This window comes from Metabacillus herbersteinensis (genome assembly GCF_042433335.1).
Classification (GTDB): domain Bacteria; phylum Bacillota; class Bacilli; order Bacillales; family Bacillaceae; genus Metabacillus; species Metabacillus herbersteinensis.
This window is the reverse complement of sequence record NZ_JBHLVO010000020.1, coordinates 1-15475: the sequence shown is the minus strand read 5'-3', so window position 1 is coordinate 15475 and position 15475 is coordinate 1. Positions and strand designations below refer to the sequence as shown.

Sequence of the window (15475 nt, the reverse complement as noted above, 5' to 3'; positions counted from 1 at the left end):
CCCGAATCTTATGCACTTGGAGATTTTACGAGACTCTGCAATTCGGGTACAACGTTTTCCGGCACTTGGCCTGTTACACCGGCGACAAGGTTCTCTGCCGCCTTCATCGCCATATCGAATCTAGTTTTTTCTGTAGCGGAACCAATATGCGGAAGTGTCACGACATTGTCCATTTTCAATAGCGGATTGTCTATAGCAACTGGCTCCACTTCAAATACATCAAGACCCGCGCCGCGAATCTGGCCCTCTTGCAATGCTTTGATTAACGCTTTTTCATCAACAACCTGGCCTCTTGAACAATTAACAAAAATCGCGTTAGATTTCATTAAACGAAACTGCTCTTCCCCGATAAAGTGATAGGTAGAATCCTTCAGCGGGAGCATCACTAATACAAAATCTGATCGTTCTAATAAAGGATTGATCTCACTATAAACCATTCCGTATTTCTCTTCTAACTCCGGTTTTTTTCTCGTACTGTTATACAGAACGTTCATTTCAAATCCTAGTGCAGCTCTTCTGGCAATCTTTTCTCCAATTCGTCCCATTCCAATAATCCCTACTGTGGCATGGTGGACATCCTGGCCAAACCACTCTGCACGATCGAGTGATTGTTTCCATTTTCCATCCTTAACAAAATGATTAAATTCGCTAATTCTTCTTGAAGAGTCTAAAATTAATCCAAAAGCCAAATCGGCTACAGCTTCATCGAGCACGTATGGAGTATGGGTACCTATTACTCCTCTCTCCTTCATGGCAGTAAGGTCAAAGGCATCATAGCCTACCGCAATATTACTGACAATTTTTAACTTGGGGGCTTTTTCTAAAAAATCCTTCGTTATTACCCCTTTTGGAGTTAAAAGTCCATCCACTTCAGCGACCTCATTTAGGAGAATATCCTTTGGAATCGGTTCCTGCTGATCCCAAATTTTATATTCGCAATAGTGAGAAATATATTCTTCTACTTCCTTAGGAATAGGCTTTGCAATAAATACTTTAGGTTTCATCCCGTTCCTCCTATTATTTCGTCAGGCTGCTACATATGCCTTTTTAAAAATGGTTTCGTCACGTTATGCTATTGTCTTTTGAAAAATCATTCTGTTCGGTTATCTACCATTCTGCAATACTACCATCCTTATGGCGCCAAACTGGATTCTTCCAATTATGACCCACTTCGGCCTGTTTTCTTACGTATTCTTCATCAATCTCGATCCCTAACCCCGCACCTTGAGGAATGCTGACATACCCATCTTTATATTCAAAGACAGCTGCATCCTTTACATAATCCAGCAGATCACTGCCTTGATTGTAATGGATACCTAAACTTTGCTCTTGAATAAACGCATTATGTGCCGTCGCATCTACTTGAAGACAAGAAGCTAGAGCAATCGGGCCTAATGGACAATGTGGAGCAAGGGCAACATCATAGGCCTCTGCCATCGAAGCAATTTTTTTGCATTCGGTTATTCCTCCAGCATGTGATAAATCAGGCTGAATAATGTCTACATATCCATCAGCAAGAACGGATTTGAAGTCCCAACGTGAAAACATCCTTTCACCTGTAGCGATTGGAATGGAAGTATGCTGCGCAATTTCTCTAAGGGCTTCATTATTTTCTGAAAGTACAGGTTCTTCAATAAACATCGGGCGGAAGGGTTCTAATTCCTTCGCTAAAATCTTCGCCATTGGTTTATGTACCCGGCCATGAAAATCAATGCCAATTCCAATATAATTACCGACCGCTTCACGGACTGCCGCAATACGTTCCACAACTTGATCAATCTTTTCGTAGGAATCAACGTATTGCAGTTCTTCTGTGCCATTCATTTTTACGGCGGTAAACCCAGCATCGACGACACTTTTCGCCGCTTGACCTACATCGGCTGGCCGATCGCCGCCAATCCAGGAATAGACTTTTATCGAATCACGGCAAGCTCCGCCTAGCAGCTGATAAACAGGAGCATTAAAATACTTTCCCTTGATATCCCAAAGGGCTTGATCAATTCCGGAAATCGCACTCATCAGAATCGGACCGCCGCGGTAAAAGCCGGACCGATATAACATATTCCAGTGATCCTCAATTCGTAACGGATCCTTTCCAATTAAATACTCCATTAATTCCTCAACACAAGCCTTAACCGTAGAAGACCTGCCTTCGATGACCGGTTCACCCCAGCCAACAATTCCTTCGTCCGTTTCTATCTTTAAAAATAACCAGCGCGGTGGAACTTGAAAAAGCTCATAACTACGAATTTTCATATTAAACCCTCCCTATGCTCTCGACTTCTTGAAAAACCTTGCGATAATTGGTGTAAACAAAGTAATAATTGCTATCACTAATAGCACGGCTGATATTGGCCTTGTGAAAAAGATACTAATATCCCCTTCAGACATTACGAGCGAACGACGGAGATTACTTTCCATCATTGGTCCTAAAATAAGTCCTAATATTAATGGAGAAGCCGGAAAGTCATATCGAGACATAAAATAGCCAATTACACCTGCAATAAACATGACAAGCACATCAAAATAGCTATTCCCTAACGAATAAGCGCCAACAATACAAAGAACAAAGATAAGTGGTGTTAACACGGCCTTAGGTACAAGTAAAATCTTCGTAAATAGACGTATGCCCGGTAAACCAATAATTATAATCAGAAGATTCGCAAGAAGCATACCAATAAATAAGGTATAGACCAAGGGGCCGTTTGTTTCAAACAGCATCGGACCAGGTTGTATTCCTTGAACCATAAATGCGCCTAAAAGGACGGCCGTAACAGCATCTCCTGGAATTCCCAATGTTAATAATGGGATCATCGCTCCGCCCGTTACCGCGTTATTCGCTGACTCTGGTGCTGCAACACCTCTTGGTTCCCCTTTTCCAAACTGCTCTTTACTTTTTGAAAAACGTTTGGTTTCGTTATAGGCGACAAATGCAGCAATGTCCGCACCTGCACCTGGAATCATCCCAATAAACGTACCGATTCCCGTTGAGCGAAGGATGGTGCCAATTAACGTTTTAAATTCACTCCACTTCAATTTCACCTTTTCTACCGTAATAATAAGTTTTCGAGTCGAAAAAGCATCCTCCATCGATTTAAATGCTTCTGAAGCAGCAAATAACCCAATCATGATCGGAATAAAATTCACGCCGCCAATTAGTTCCATTCTATCGAAAGTAAACCTCGGCACTCCGACCATCGGGTCTAAACCAATGGTGGCGATTAACAAGCCGAGAATCCCTGTAATAAGTCCTTTTATAAGAGACTTTCCAGCTAAACTCGATATAATCGATAAACCAAATAACGCGAGCGCAAATGTCTCTGGAGCACTAAATTTTAGAGCAAAGTTTGCTAATTGTGGCGCCACAAACATCAACACGATGACACTTAAGGTCCCGCCAATTGCTGATGCAAGGGTTGATATCGTTAATGCTTTATGGGCTAATCCTAGTTTAGCCATCGCATAACCATCAAGCGCCGTTGCTGCCGAAGCAGGAGTACCAGGCGTATTGATCAAAATGGCCGTTAAGGAACCACCGTAGACAGAACCAAAATACACACCGATAAGCAATAAAATCCCTGTAACAGGCTCCATCCCAAAGGTTACAGGCAGAATCACGGCAACCCCCATCGTTGATGTTAACCCTGGTAACGAACCAATCGTGATTCCGATAATCGTCCCAACAACTAACGTCAACAGAACTTGCCACTGCATTATATTCGTTAATCCTTCTACTAATAAATTCATGTCATACACCTCCACCTATGAAAATAACGAACCTATAGGAATGGCCACTTTTAATAGTTTTTCAAAACCTATATAGATAAATAGTGTAGCCCCTAAAGGAACGGAAATGAGCAAGATTTTATTACGAACCTTTGAAAAGAATAATAATCCTGCAACAAGCAATACGGTGGAAAGATAAAAACCAGTAAATGGAATCAAAAGAATATACAGTAGGACAAACCCCATCGATGCAGCTGCATAGCCCATGGTGTTTTCCCTTTCCTCTTTCGCACTCTTATCTAATAACCCTTGAATCACTACAATTCCGCCTAAAACGATCAATAATCCGCAATAAATCCTTGGCATGATAATCGGACCTATTTCTGCAACATTCACTTCTTTAATCTGATAGGACTGCGCGTAAAAGAACCCTGCAATACACATAACAATGAATCCGCAAATGATGTTTGGAATCCTCATCTATTTTCACTCCCCTAGTTGAGAAATTTGCCCCTATGTACCAAGTTAAATTTTGAAAATTAGAGATTGGGAAACTCCCAATCTCCTACTCTTTATTTTTAATTTAAATCAAGTCCAGAGATGACTTTTCCATACAAGTCGTAGTTTTCTTTCATATATGTCTTAAACTCGGAAGCGCTTTTCAACTGAATACCAAGACCACTATTGGACATGAATTTCGTGAAACTTTCCTTTTCAGCAGCCTTTAAAAACGCATCTTCCAAAACAGTTACTACTTCATCAGGCGTATCTTTTGGAACGGTTAAACCTCTCCAAGTACCGATTTGTTCAACATCCAAACCAGCTTCCTTAAATGTCGGTACATCCGGAATGATGTCTGATCGTTTACCTGACATAACCGCTAGTGTTTTCACTTTTCCTGCATCAAGCTGTGCTTTTACCTCTGCTGGACTTACTGTAACAGCATCCACATGGCCACCAACTAGTGCGGTTGTCGCTTGCGCTGCACCTTCAAATGGTACGTGATTTACTTTAATATCAGCATTTGATTCTAGACTTGCTGCAGCGATGTGCCAAATGGAGCCTGTACCAGAGTTACCGATTTTTACTTTCCCTGGATTTTCTTTTGCATAGGCGATGAATTCATCTAACGTGTCATATGGAGCATCAGCGGCAACAGTTAACGCTGATGGGTCAAAATTGATTAATCCAACTGGCTTAATCTGATCTGGAGTAAGTGGGGAAAGCCCTAGGTGTTCATACATGGTTAATTCAACAAAAGCCATTGTTACGGTATAGCCGTCTGCCTTGGCATTTGCTCCTTCTGTCATTCCTATGGATCCACTGCCGCCAGGCTTATTTACGACACCAATTGGTTGACCTAAATATTCCTCAGCTTCTGCTGCTAACGCTCTTGCTGTTGTATCTGTTCCCCCGCCAGCCGTACTAGGGACAATTAAGGTAATAGATTTTTGCGGAAACTCTGAGTCTTTACTAGATTCAGAACCAGTTTTGCTCGTTTCACTGCTACATGCGGCTAAAACTGCTAGCATAATTGACAGGCTTACGGCTCCAAACATTTTCAATGGCTTTTTCATATTTTCCCCCACCTTATTTAGATTCTCTTGTTTTTTAGAGCGCTTTCATTCATTAAAGTACAATTGACTACACTTTGAAATAATTTCACTAGCACCAAATACGAGTGAATATTCTACTTGTTGATTGTTAGCTTCAATGATTTTCCAATTTTTATTTAAATATCTTAATAAATGAGCAAACGCCTTCCTTAAAGGATCTGATCCTCCGACAATGAACCATTTTATTTCTTCCCTATCTTCCACCGATTGCAAAAGAGCCTCGATATCATTGTAGATAACTGATCCTACTAAATAGTTCGCCCGTTGATTCGCATCCAAGTCAGTAAATAAATGAAGTAAGCGAATATGATAAAAACTTCTTGTTAAACCATACTGTTTCGCTGCTTTAAACCCTGCTTCAAGCATTTCTTCATCTATACTTTCAACCAGCTTTTGTTCGAGTGAACTTGATAGAATCGTTTCTTTCTGTAGTGCCAGAAGGGTTTCTCCTCCTAATGTCGATAAACAATACGCTAATGACCTTTGCTCGTCTACCGCGACAAATTTTGTATGGGAACCCGGGAGTACCATCATTCCTCTTCCATTAACATCAAATTGTCTCAGAAGGCCGAAGGATTCCACTTCTTCGCCGCGCATCACATCGAAATCATTTATACCTGGTATCAAATCATCTGAGTCCACGTTTACCGTGTTTTTCATTCCTAGAATAAAGATACATGGGATATTAAAGAATTCTTCCAGCTTAATAACTATCGAATTCTCTGCGAAGTCCTTAAGGCTCGCAGGACTGTCGATATGGGGAACTTCATAGATTCCTAGATTCGAAGTAATCATCCCTGAAGCTGCGATATAATTAATATCAGTAGATGCAAGATGATTATTAGTCAGCAATCGCTGGATTCCCTTTTTTAGTTGTTCTATCAAATTCTTGTTGTCACCTTTAATTGCTGTGTCTCTTACACCAATCAGAACCTTTTCAGAATCGATGATTGTGCTTGCTTCTTGATCCATTAACCTAATTCTTGAATTAGTCGTGCCGGAGTCAATTAAAATTACCTTCATATCCATCACCGCTTTTCTCTTGTATTTCAGTTGGTGATTGAAATTCATTTATGATTTCTACGAATCTGGCTGCCCGTTTTTCAATTTCTGTAAAATCACCTTGTTGTACGAGCTTGTCATTAACGAGCGTACTGCCGATTCCTAAAGCACTTGCTCCTGCCTTTACATAGTCGCCGGCATTGTCTAATGAAATACCGCCTACTGCCATGGTTTCGATAAACGGCATCGGCCCCTTTAGATCAGAAAGATATTTAGGCCCCAGGTGACTGATCGGGAAAATTTTTACCATTTTTACCCCATATTCATAAGCCGCTAACGCCTCAGTAGGGGTTAATACACCTGGTATCATCGGTACATTGTAACGATTCGCTGTTTCGATTGTTCGCTTATTCAGCGTCGGGGCAAGTAAGAAGCTGGCACCTGACAAAATAGCAAGTCTTGCCGTCTCCGCATCTAGTACCGTACCTGCGCCAATTAGCAAGTCAGGATACTGCTCTTTCACTTTTTCAATTCCATTGAGAGCGCCTGGCGTATTCATCGTTATTTCCACCGCACGGATTCCGCCTTTATAAAGACTCCTTACGGTATTCTCAATTCCTTCAGAAGAGTGGCTGCGGATGATGGCCACTAACTTTGTCCTTCTTATTTCTTCTAATGTGTTTGTCGTCATCGATTCAACCTCCTCCTACTATTTCGGTTAAATGGTGAGCATTTCCCGCCGCTCTAGCCTTGAATTCCTACAGTAAATAATGCTTTTTCTAAAACTGCTCTTACTGCTTTTTCATTCGTATGAAGCTCTTGTTTCTCTGTACCTCGAACTTCGATTGATACACGAAGTCCCTGATCTGCTTGAATCTCTAGCTCTTCTACTTTCCACAAAATACTGCTGATTGTTTCACTATCTAAAAAGCCGGGTCTACCAATCGGCATGTGGTGATCTCCATACAATTCATGTTCTACATCTAAAACTGCGTTTGAAAAATGCAACTGATTAATATAGGGCTTTGCTAATTCTAAAGCTTCGTAAATATTTTCACCATTTAAGGCTGCATGAGCGGTATCAAAAGCGAAACCAACATTCGGATACGACTCTCTCACTCTTGCAAATAATGAGACTGCCTCACTCGTAGGACCTAAGAAACGTTTTTTATGTGCCTCGCGATCAAGCGGCTCAACCAAAACTTTCATATTATATTGTGTGGCTTCCTCGCAAATCTCTGATAAAGTTTGATAAAAGCTCTCTGCAGCATCTTTTCGTAGTTGCACTCCCGGGTCTGGACCGCTAATAAATGCAATATTAGATGCACCGCACTCCGCTGCTGCATATAAACTTTCTTTTATCTGCTTTACGGATTCCCGTCTTTTTTGCGGTTCAATCGCTGAAACATCGAGATTTTTCTCATTAATTAAAGAGGTCAGCCATTGGGTAACAATCAAATTATTTTTCTCTGCTGATGTCAAGATTTGCTTCCGTTCTTGCGGATCATACCCATACCCGATTTCGACCGCCCGATAAAAGCCATCCTCTGCTAGCTTCTCTATTAAATTAGCAGTAGACCCTTTTTCAAGACAGTATGGATGATAAACTTCTGATATGAGCAATGTAGGGAGGAATAACGTTTTTTTCATCACGACGTTACTCCTTTAACAGTTACTCCTTTAACAATGGGAGCTAAATGATTTCTCATATAGTCCCCGATGTTTACGACAGCATTATCAGGGTTTGCCTCAGATTCTTTCGTCTCTTCCTCTACCATGATCCACCCCTTATAACAATGCTCCGCCAGCATACTGACAATCTGCGGAAAATCAATGGCACCTTCGCCCATCGTTTTCCACTCAGGCTTGAATGAGGCATCTTTAAAATGAACATGCTTAATCCATGGCAGATATTTTTTGTAGATATTGACAACATCCATTCCCCCAAAGGCAATATGACCGGCATCAGGTGTGTAGCCAATATATCTTGAGTCTAATCCTTCAAAAAGGACTTTATAGTCTTCTTCCGTTCTAAAATATGAAGTTGGAGGAGAACTTGGATGAAACGAGCAAACGATTCCTTGATCATAAGCCCTCTTAGCAAGGGCATTTGCGCATTGAATAATATCCCTTTGCCGCTCTAACAGATGGTCACGGTTTAGCCCGACTCTTGGAGCAATATTCATAATCGCATTGGGGAAATGCTTCAAATACTCCATAAAATAGTCTGCTAGTTTCCGCTCTTCCTCTGTTTCTTGGTGATTACTCCAACTGAATGGAAGTGTAAGGGCAGCAAGCTCTAAACCTCTTTTCGCTAATTCCTCTTTGAGAAGTTCAGGTGCATTCTTAAATCTTCCAAGTAATGAGACTTGAACATCGATTCCTTTAAATCCAGCTTTCTCAACCACACTGATAATATGGCCTAGATAATCGGTCTCTTTATCATAATCTAACTCCCACGTTGAACCATGACATCCAAATAGAATGGACAATGTATTCTCTCCCCCTTCTGTTCTGTCACCTAATAAATGCAGCCTACGACAGCTAATCGCTGATTGAATGAAGCGCTTACTTTTCTCAAAAAAAAAAAATTTGGAGTGCTTTCAGCTCTTTCGTTCATGGACGACACCTATTTCATACTATCGCTTAGTTTATCCGGAGGATAAACTAAGTTAGCTACTTTCTGAATATTAACATTACTTAACTTAGTTTGTCCATAGGCTAAACTAAGTTTGATAAATTTTTTTAAAAGAATTATACTATATTTGATATTACTATTGATTGAAATAAAGAAGGTGATACTATGGCATTAACGGGTGACCAATTCCTCGTTAAAGAAATAAATAAAACCGTTGTTCTTGAGGCGATACGACAGCATTCTCCTATCTCCCGCGCTGTAGTCTGTAAGATCACCGGACTGAATAAAGGAACGGTTTCAAACCTAGTCAATGAATTAATTGAAAGTCACTTTGTATATGAAACAGGACCTGGTGAATCCAGCGGAGGTCGAAAGCCAGTAATCCTAATGTTAAATAGTCGTGCCGGCTTTTCTATTGGCATCAACTTAAAGGTTCACCTCATTTCAGCTATATTGACAGATCTGCAAGGTACGATAATTGAAAGAATTGAGGTACCGCTTAACACAATCTCTCAGGATGATATTTACGGACATTTAAAGCGTACCATTCAAAGCCTTATATCAAAAGTACCGGATAGCCATTATGGTGTCGTAGGTATTGGCGTCGCATTCCCTGGGACAATCGATGAAAGCGGTACTATCCTCATCGCTCCAACCTTAAAGTGGAAGAATGTCCCGTTACAAAAAATGCTTGAAAATGACTTTTCCCTACCTGTTGTCGTGAATAACGAAGCAAAGGTAGGGGCTCTAGGAGAGACAGAGTTTGGGCTCGGCAGAGATTCCACAAATATGCTTTATATAAGTATTGGCCATGGTATCGGAGCCAGCATTATGTTAAATAAAGAACTTTATCGGGGCCAGCTCGGCTTTTCCGGAGAGGTAGGTCATACAACATTTTACATTCAAGGGGAAACTTGTGAATGCGGCAATGTCGGCTGCTGGCAGCATTATGCCTCTGTAAAACCGCTCTTACACCAGGCGGCACAAATAGATGGAATCACAGAGCATCTACATCGTTTCGGAAAGACCAGTCCGGATATGGACGTACTCGTAGAGCTTGCGAAGGAAGAAAATAAACATGTCATTCTCCTCTTTGAGAGTATCGGGAAAAATATTGGCATTGGAATCAGCAATCTTGTGCGGATTCTCAACCCTGAATTAGTGATAATTGGGGGGGAAATGGCAGCCGCTGAGGAGTGGTTGATTCAGCCTGTCACACAAATGGTCAAACAGCGCGCAAGTCTTTATTACGAAAAACAGCTCCGGATCCTCTTCTCTCAGCTAGGGGATGATGCAATCTTTTTAGGAGCAGCATCGATTGCTATCTCACAACTATTTAAAAAAACCAGAGTTACGATTAATTAATTTATATTTTTAATAAACCCCATTTGGCGGCGGTTGCTAAAACTTCACACCGCCAGCATTCTTTTTAAGAACTCCCTTTGCTAGGCAGCAGCGAAAAAGTTACGCTGACTGTCCGCTGGGTTAAAAACAAATATAGTAATATATTCCCGGAAAATGCAAACCCTTTCATATCAAGGAGGCTGGCGATGAAATATGTAATTGGAATTGATCTAGGTACCAGCAGTGTTAAAGCATTTACTAGTCAAAGAAGAAAAGATATACGGGGAAAGCTCGGCCCAATAAAAATCAGGATACAGCGTGCAAGATCCAGACCACTGGGTGACACAAACGATTTCTGTCATTGCTTCTTATAGACAATAAAAAAGGATCTTCCAGTAAACGTTGAGGAATAGATTTAACCAATTGTTATGAAATATGCGGAAAACACAAACGGTAAAATGAAAAAGGTTCTTTTCTACCGCCTGCATCTTAATAAGCATCCCACATGGCGAACATATAAAGACAGGGGTAAAACATCAGCCATTGATAATTGGTTCTGTCAATCGCTTCCAGAATATTCCCATGAAAACTTAACATGATTACTTCATTAAAATTTGATTGCACATTTATTAAGAATTCTAAAAAAATGAATAGGAATCCTTTGAGAAACTTTCCATTTAATAGTTGAGCAAATCCTGGTAATGCCACACTCCAAAAGATGCTTTCCAGTTTATCTATTTACTCCATTTCATCATCTTCTAAGTGTTAGCCAATTCATCATGGTCAATCATCCGAGGAGGTTGTTCCATCCAACCATGATCAATCATGATGTTTATTCCGTCTTCTACGTATTTTAGTACTCCCCCCATAATTCGTATGTAATGTGCCGATAAATCACGTCGGGATGTTACTGACAAACTTGTCCCGTAATATTCTATGGCACGGGAAGCTATTGAATTGAAATGAAACATCATTAATTTATCAGAAAAAGGTGATACTGTTGAATCCGATACTTCAGTATCCCAAGAAACAGAAGTAGGAAGGGTATTTTCAGTTAAAATGGAACTGTAAACTTCTATATGATTAGAAGCAATCTCTTTTCCTTTTTTCAAAAAGCGACCCACTTCTTTTGATGTAGCAACTTGACTGAAACCAATCACTGTAGCCCTGCTAACACATTTCTTTGAAGGTTAGCATAAAGATTCGTTATTTCTAAAGCAGTTAGTGGTCTGCGTTCTCCCAACCAACCTGTCAAAAAGCTTTGTTTTTTAATAAAATCAACTTTCTTTGGGGTTACAATATACGGGGCACGTATGTAAAGCCCTTTTGATAGTAAAACATTAACCGTTTTTTTTAGAAGTTCCTTCGATTCATCAATACATTCCGAAAAATATTCGAATACGTCTGAACGTGCAGCTAAAGACAACGAAATACTATAACCATCCAACCCCATCTGCCCCCATTGCTGCAGATAAAAAAGATAGTACGTATCCGAAAACAATGGTGGAGCAGTTACCTCAACGTCTTCTTGATCTTTAAAGCCATATGGAATTAGGAATTTTTCACTGTTAAAAATGAATGTAAGCTTTTGAAGATGCGATTGTGCTAACTCCAATGCGTACTCCAATATAGGCAGGATTTCAATATCTTCGACTTTCTCTAAAAAATATTTAAGAACCACAAGCTGACATACTGTCACTCATATAATTAGACCATAGTTGAGAAATTTCAGCAGAAGTTAATTTAATATTTTGTTCACTTTGTATAAGCCTACCTCCATATTATTCCTTTGCTAGTTCATCACGATCTGCTGCTTTTGGTGGTTCTTCCATCCAACCGTTATTAATCATAATATTGGCACCCTCTTCCGAGTATTTCGCAATCTCAGCAATTAAACGAGTGTACATCACTCCTACATCACGTCTTGGACTAACAGATATGGCAATTCCATATTGACCGATTCCGGATGCGCTTAACCCTGTAACGTGAAACATCATAAGCTTATCGGAAAAAGGGGATAAAGTGGAATTGGTTACTTCCGATGTCATATTTTTCGCAGTTGACAGGTGTTCCTCGTGTAGAATAGAGCTAAAAACCTCAAAATGCTTCGCTGAAATCTCTCTTCCTCGCAACATATATTGACGAACTTCCTTTGACTTTGCAACCTGACTAAATCCCGTAATCAAAGCCTCACCTATTGCATTTCTTTCTGCATCGTACACAAGATTGGCAATTTCAATTCCTAACAATGGGCGCTGATCACCAAACCAACCGGCTAAAAAACTTTGTTTCTTTACGAAATCTACTTGCCCTGGTGTCGGAATATAGGGATGTCGAGTAAAAATACCTTTTATTAAGGCTATTCTCCTCGCCCTGTTCATAAGCTCATTTGACTCTGTAAAATAATCTGTGTAGAAAGCAGCAATATCATCTCGTGCAGAAAAAGTAAGCATCATGCTACACGCTGTTAGTTCCATCCTTCCCATATTCAACATATAAATCAGCATCATCGTATCAGAAAACAACCGAGGTGCTTCTGTATTAACATCCTGCTCCGTAAAACCGATTGGGATTGGATATTGCTCCGAGTTTAAGATTTGTGTCACGGTTTGAACTCGTTTTTCTGAATAGTCTAAAGCATATTTTAAGATCACACGTATATCTTCATCTTTTACGGTTGCTAAAAAATACTTCACACCGCAAATAATCATTGTACTAGACTGATACGTCATCCATAGGCTTGAAATCTCTGAAGAAGTAAGTTTAGTTTGATGTTCTGTCATTCTTAAAACCCCTCCTACTACAAAACAATTTTAATTATTAATATCCCTAAGACCCTGCTATAGTATTCAAAATGCGGATATTGCCCCAACAATAACGAACAGGCTGTTCAATCTGCTCAAGCTAATGCAAATCCAGAACAATTGCAACAGGCCCAGCAACAGCTTGAACGAGCTCAACAACAAGTTCAGCAAGCCCAAGCTACAGCTCAAGTACAACAAAGTTCAGGTCAACAACAAAATCAACAAAACCGTTACTAATAATACTTATCCCCTTTAAAGGGGATTTTGTTGGACTATAGCCAAGTGGTAAGGCAACAGACTTTGACTCCGTGATCGTTGGTTCGAATCCAGCTAGTCCAGCCAAAACTTTCACCTAAAACAATTTCCTACATAATAATGAATTTAGACAATTTTATTTGCTACACTTTTGAAACCACCGTATAGGTGGTTTTTTAGTTGAACAAGATCTCATAGTATCGGATGAATCCTATATACAAATTTAGTTAACATAAAGATATTTATCGGCAAAAAGAGGTTAGGTAGCTATGTAATCATAATTAATTTGTTAAATTTTAGATAATAAAAAACATCATTTTTTCCGTTCAGCAGTCTAATGTGAAAGAATTTCTAATTATTGATGGGCTTTATTAAGAGTAAAAATCAAGTTACTTAAAATGGGAAGGAATGTAATAGTATGTATAAAATTTTTATTTTCGTTCATATGATACCTCCTAAGAATACTTAGATATAAAAATTTGTTCTGTTTACGCACAGCCCTAACCATTTTTTTGTCTCTACTCGACTAAATGGAGGATATTGGTCTGGCATATAAAGATGTTTTGTTACTTCTATATCTAATCACCATTGATAACTGTCTTCCACATCTCCTAATGTAAGTTCTCTTAATGTTACTTTTGGTAGGATGCCTTTTTCCAATCTTCTCGCCCCTTTTTATATACATTACGCTACTTTAATGAGTAATTCTTTATTCAATTAAACTGCCCTATTGCTTAGTACCAAATCCAGATAACTATATCAATCATTTTTACCAACGAAAAAGACACTTACCTACAACGGATAAGCGCCCTTTAATTGAATAACTAAAATCTGACCTCACTCATAAATCACTTAATTCTTCTTCAACTAACGCACCCGTTAATTGAAGAAGCAGTGTTTATTTTCTACCTTCTTCCAACAATTCTATTATTTTCTTGTTTTGCTTTGATAATTCTCTAAGGTATCCAATGATTGTTCCCACGCCTATTGTTATTAACAAAACTAGTATTAACACTTTATCCCTCCGTTCACTTATACCTATTTATCTTAACAACTGCATATGAAAAATGGGTAATTACTTATTTAAGTAATGCCATTCAATTCTTCAAATTGAGAGTTTATATTACCTTTTTTCTAAAGTATCAGTATTTACCTTCTAATTTCTTGTTCAACTATTCTGCCACTTTAGTTGAAGATGAAATAGCTTTACTCCTTCTTAAAGTAGTCGAGTAGAAGGGAGTCTTTCTACCTTACGGTAGATTGTACTCCACCCCCCTCACAGAACCGTGCTTGCGCAATTAACGCACACGGCTCCTCCAAGTCATCATTTACAGAATGTAGTTAATTTCTTTTCTTAAATCATAAATATTCACTTTAATCCTTGGAGAAGGTAGCGGATATTTATTAAGAAATAATCTGAATTTATCCCATGTGAAGGACTTTCTTTGACTTCTTCTATTGAGCCATTTAAACAGTAAATACTCGATTTTATCTTTGAAGTTGTTTACATTTTGGGTATTATCAGTAACGCAATAGTAGTTATAATAACCTATCAGTGAACGCTTAAATCTATCCATAATCATATGAATATCTTTACTTCTATTACTCTTCAACCATTCTTTAGTTTCTTTTAGTTTTCCCCGGACTTTCTTCCTGCTTGATTTCCTTTTCACTCGAAAATTGCCTTGTTTACTTTTCCCACAGTAATGAGTAAAGCCAAGGAAATCAAAGGTATCTGGTTTACTTCTCCCCTTTTGATTTGCATTTATCTCCGCAAACCGTCCAAAGGGAATAATTTTAGTTTTGTCCTCAGCTATTTCTAGGTTAAATTTCTTTAACCTCAACTTTAAGGAATGGAAGAATTGTTCAGCTTCACTTTTATATTGAAAACAACAAACAAGGCAAGTAGACCACAGGAACCTCCCCAGTAGTCTCTCTCAGAACCGGACGTGAACCTCTCAGCTCATCCGGCTCCCATTATTCAGCCGTAGGCTTGATACCTATATCCCAATGTTTAAAGAGTTTGGGATTTTGTTCCGAAATTCTACCTAGAAAATGTTCTGCCTTTTTCTTGTGACGGGTAAGTCTTT

At 39.3% G+C, this 15475-nt stretch carries 15 protein-coding genes, 1 tRNA gene and 2 pseudogenes; 3 read left to right on the top strand and 15 right to left on the bottom strand.

Features of this window, described 5'->3' with window-relative positions:
* Nucleotides 1-8: 8 nt before the first annotated feature.
* The 9 genes from ACFFIX_RS18555 to ACFFIX_RS18515 form a co-directional block, all read right to left on the bottom strand.
* On the bottom strand, nt 9-1004 hold the full coding sequence (locus ACFFIX_RS18555) for a 2-hydroxyacid dehydrogenase (protein ID WP_378936640.1): 996 nt from the start codon (nt 1002-1004) through the stop codon (nt 9-11).
* 103 nt (nt 1005-1107) lie between these two features.
* Complete coding sequence (gene dgoD, locus ACFFIX_RS18550) at nt 1108-2256, bottom strand: galactonate dehydratase (RefSeq protein WP_378936638.1); 1149 nt, start codon at nt 2254-2256, stop codon at nt 1108-1110.
* A gap of 12 nt (nt 2257-2268) precedes the next feature.
* Nucleotides 2269-3747, bottom strand: a complete 1479-nt coding sequence (locus tag ACFFIX_RS18545) for a tripartite tricarboxylate transporter permease (RefSeq protein ID WP_378936636.1) — start codon at nt 3745-3747, stop codon at nt 2269-2271.
* A 15-nt stretch (nt 3748-3762) separates the two neighbouring features.
* Nucleotides 3763-4206 carry a tripartite tricarboxylate transporter TctB family protein gene (locus ACFFIX_RS18540; protein WP_378936634.1) on the bottom strand — a complete coding sequence of 148 codons (444 nt, stop codon included), beginning with the start codon at nt 4204-4206 and terminating at the stop codon, nt 3763-3765.
* A 98-nt stretch (nt 4207-4304) separates the two neighbouring features.
* Nucleotides 4305-5303 (bottom strand): tripartite tricarboxylate transporter substrate binding protein, encoded by a 999-nt coding sequence (locus tag ACFFIX_RS18535; protein ID WP_378936632.1) that lies wholly within the window; start codon nt 5301-5303, stop codon nt 4305-4307.
* Nucleotides 5304-5348: 45 nt separating this feature from the next.
* Nucleotides 5349-6365, bottom strand: coding sequence for a 2-dehydro-3-deoxygalactonokinase (locus ACFFIX_RS18530; RefSeq protein WP_378936630.1), 1017 nt, complete (start codon nt 6363-6365; stop codon nt 5349-5351).
* The gene (locus ACFFIX_RS18525) at nt 6346-7035 is read right to left on the bottom strand and encodes a bifunctional 4-hydroxy-2-oxoglutarate aldolase/2-dehydro-3-deoxy-phosphogluconate aldolase (RefSeq protein ID WP_378936628.1); all 690 of its coding nucleotides are present in this window, start codon (nt 7033-7035) and stop codon (nt 6346-6348) included. The genes ACFFIX_RS18530 and ACFFIX_RS18525 overlap by 20 nt, the downstream gene beginning before the upstream one ends.
* 53 nt (nt 7036-7088) lie before the next feature.
* Nucleotides 7089-7994: a sugar phosphate isomerase/epimerase family protein gene (locus ACFFIX_RS18520; RefSeq protein ID WP_378936626.1), complete on the bottom strand. Its 906-nt coding sequence runs from the start codon at nt 7992-7994 to the stop codon at nt 7089-7091.
* A complete protein-coding gene (locus ACFFIX_RS18515) occupies nt 7994-8836 on the bottom strand; it encodes a sugar phosphate isomerase/epimerase family protein (RefSeq protein WP_378936624.1) in 843 nt (280 codons plus the stop codon). Before ACFFIX_RS18515 ends, ACFFIX_RS18520 begins: the two co-directional genes overlap by 1 nt.
* Nucleotides 8837-9147: 311 nt before the next feature.
* Here ACFFIX_RS18515 and ACFFIX_RS18510 point away from each other — a divergent pair, with 311 nt between their 5' ends.
* On the top strand, nt 9148-10347 hold the full coding sequence (locus tag ACFFIX_RS18510) for an ROK family protein (protein WP_378936622.1): 1200 nt from the start codon (nt 9148-9150) through the stop codon (nt 10345-10347).
* Nucleotides 10348-10744: 397 nt separating this feature from the next.
* Here the strand turns inward: ACFFIX_RS18510 and ACFFIX_RS18505 are convergent.
* From ACFFIX_RS18505 to ACFFIX_RS18490, 4 genes and pseudogenes are all read right to left on the bottom strand, one after another.
* A pseudogene (locus ACFFIX_RS18505) lies at nt 10745-11064 on the bottom strand (hypothetical protein); the annotation flags it as partial.
* A 20-nt stretch (nt 11065-11084) separates the two neighbouring features.
* Entirely contained in the window at nt 11085-11486 is a 402-nt protein-coding gene (locus tag ACFFIX_RS18500) for a DUF3231 family protein (protein ID WP_378936620.1), read from the bottom strand.
* Nucleotides 11483-11953: a DUF3231 family protein gene (locus ACFFIX_RS18495; protein ID WP_378936618.1), complete on the bottom strand. Its 471-nt coding sequence runs from the start codon at nt 11951-11953 to the stop codon at nt 11483-11485. The genes ACFFIX_RS18500 and ACFFIX_RS18495 overlap by 4 nt, the downstream gene beginning before the upstream one ends.
* Before the next feature lie 154 nt (nt 11954-12107).
* Nucleotides 12108-13109: a DUF3231 family protein gene (locus tag ACFFIX_RS18490; RefSeq protein ID WP_378936616.1), complete on the bottom strand. Its 1002-nt coding sequence runs from the start codon at nt 13107-13109 to the stop codon at nt 12108-12110.
* A gap of 289 nt (nt 13110-13398) precedes the next feature.
* On the opposite strand from ACFFIX_RS18490, the gene ACFFIX_RS18485 reads away from it, so the two are divergent.
* Nucleotides 13399-13472: transfer RNA gene (locus ACFFIX_RS18485), tRNA-Gln, on the top strand.
* Nucleotides 13473-13856: 384 nt separating this feature from the next.
* On the opposite strand, the pseudogene ACFFIX_RS18480 reads toward ACFFIX_RS18485, so the two are convergent.
* Nucleotides 13857-14045: pseudogene (locus ACFFIX_RS18480) on the bottom strand (GNAT family N-acetyltransferase); the annotation flags it as partial.
* 327 nt (nt 14046-14372) lie between these two features.
* On the opposite strand from ACFFIX_RS18480, the gene ACFFIX_RS18475 reads away from it, so the two are divergent.
* Entirely contained in the window at nt 14373-14618 is a 246-nt protein-coding gene (locus ACFFIX_RS18475) for a hypothetical protein (RefSeq protein WP_378936614.1), read from the top strand.
* Between the two features lie 95 nt (nt 14619-14713).
* On the opposite strand, the gene ACFFIX_RS18470 is transcribed toward ACFFIX_RS18475, so the two are convergent.
* Nucleotides 14714-15229 (bottom strand): group II intron maturase-specific domain-containing protein, encoded by a 516-nt coding sequence (locus ACFFIX_RS18470; RefSeq protein ID WP_378936612.1) that lies wholly within the window; start codon nt 15227-15229, stop codon nt 14714-14716.
* Between the last annotated feature and the right edge of the window lie 246 nt (nt 15230-15475).

What these genes read in the sequence shown, in the direction of transcription:
- ACFFIX_RS18555 (WP_378936640.1), bottom strand. Translation starts at nt 1,004, where the DNA reads ATGAAACCTAAAGTATTTATTGCAAAGCCTATTCCTAAGGAAGTAGAA.
- dgoD (WP_378936638.1), bottom strand. Translation starts at nt 2,256, where the DNA reads ATGAAAATTCGTAGTTATGAGCTTTTTCAAGTTCCACCGCGCTGGTTA.
- ACFFIX_RS18545 (WP_378936636.1), bottom strand. Translation starts at nt 3,747, where the DNA reads ATGAATTTATTAGTAGAAGGATTAACGAATATAATGCAGTGGCAAGTT.
- ACFFIX_RS18540 (WP_378936634.1), bottom strand. Translation starts at nt 4,206, where the DNA reads ATGAGGATTCCAAACATCATTTGCGGATTCATTGTTATGTGTATTGCA.
- ACFFIX_RS18535 (WP_378936632.1), bottom strand. Translation starts at nt 5,303, where the DNA reads ATGAAAAAGCCATTGAAAATGTTTGGAGCCGTAAGCCTGTCAATTATG.
- ACFFIX_RS18530 (WP_378936630.1), bottom strand. Translation starts at nt 6,365, where the DNA reads ATGAAGGTAATTTTAATTGACTCCGGCACGACTAATTCAAGAATTAGG.
- ACFFIX_RS18525 (WP_378936628.1), bottom strand. Translation starts at nt 7,035, where the DNA reads ATGACGACAAACACATTAGAAGAAATAAGAAGGACAAAGTTAGTGGCC.
- ACFFIX_RS18520 (WP_378936626.1), bottom strand. Translation starts at nt 7,994, where the DNA reads ATGAAAAAAACGTTATTCCTCCCTACATTGCTCATATCAGAAGTTTAT.
- ACFFIX_RS18510 (WP_378936622.1), top strand. Translation starts at nt 9,148, where the DNA reads ATGGCATTAACGGGTGACCAATTCCTCGTTAAAGAAATAAATAAAACC.
- ACFFIX_RS18490 (WP_378936616.1), bottom strand. Translation starts at nt 13,109, where the DNA reads ATGACAGAACATCAAACTAAACTTACTTCTTCAGAGATTTCAAGCCTA.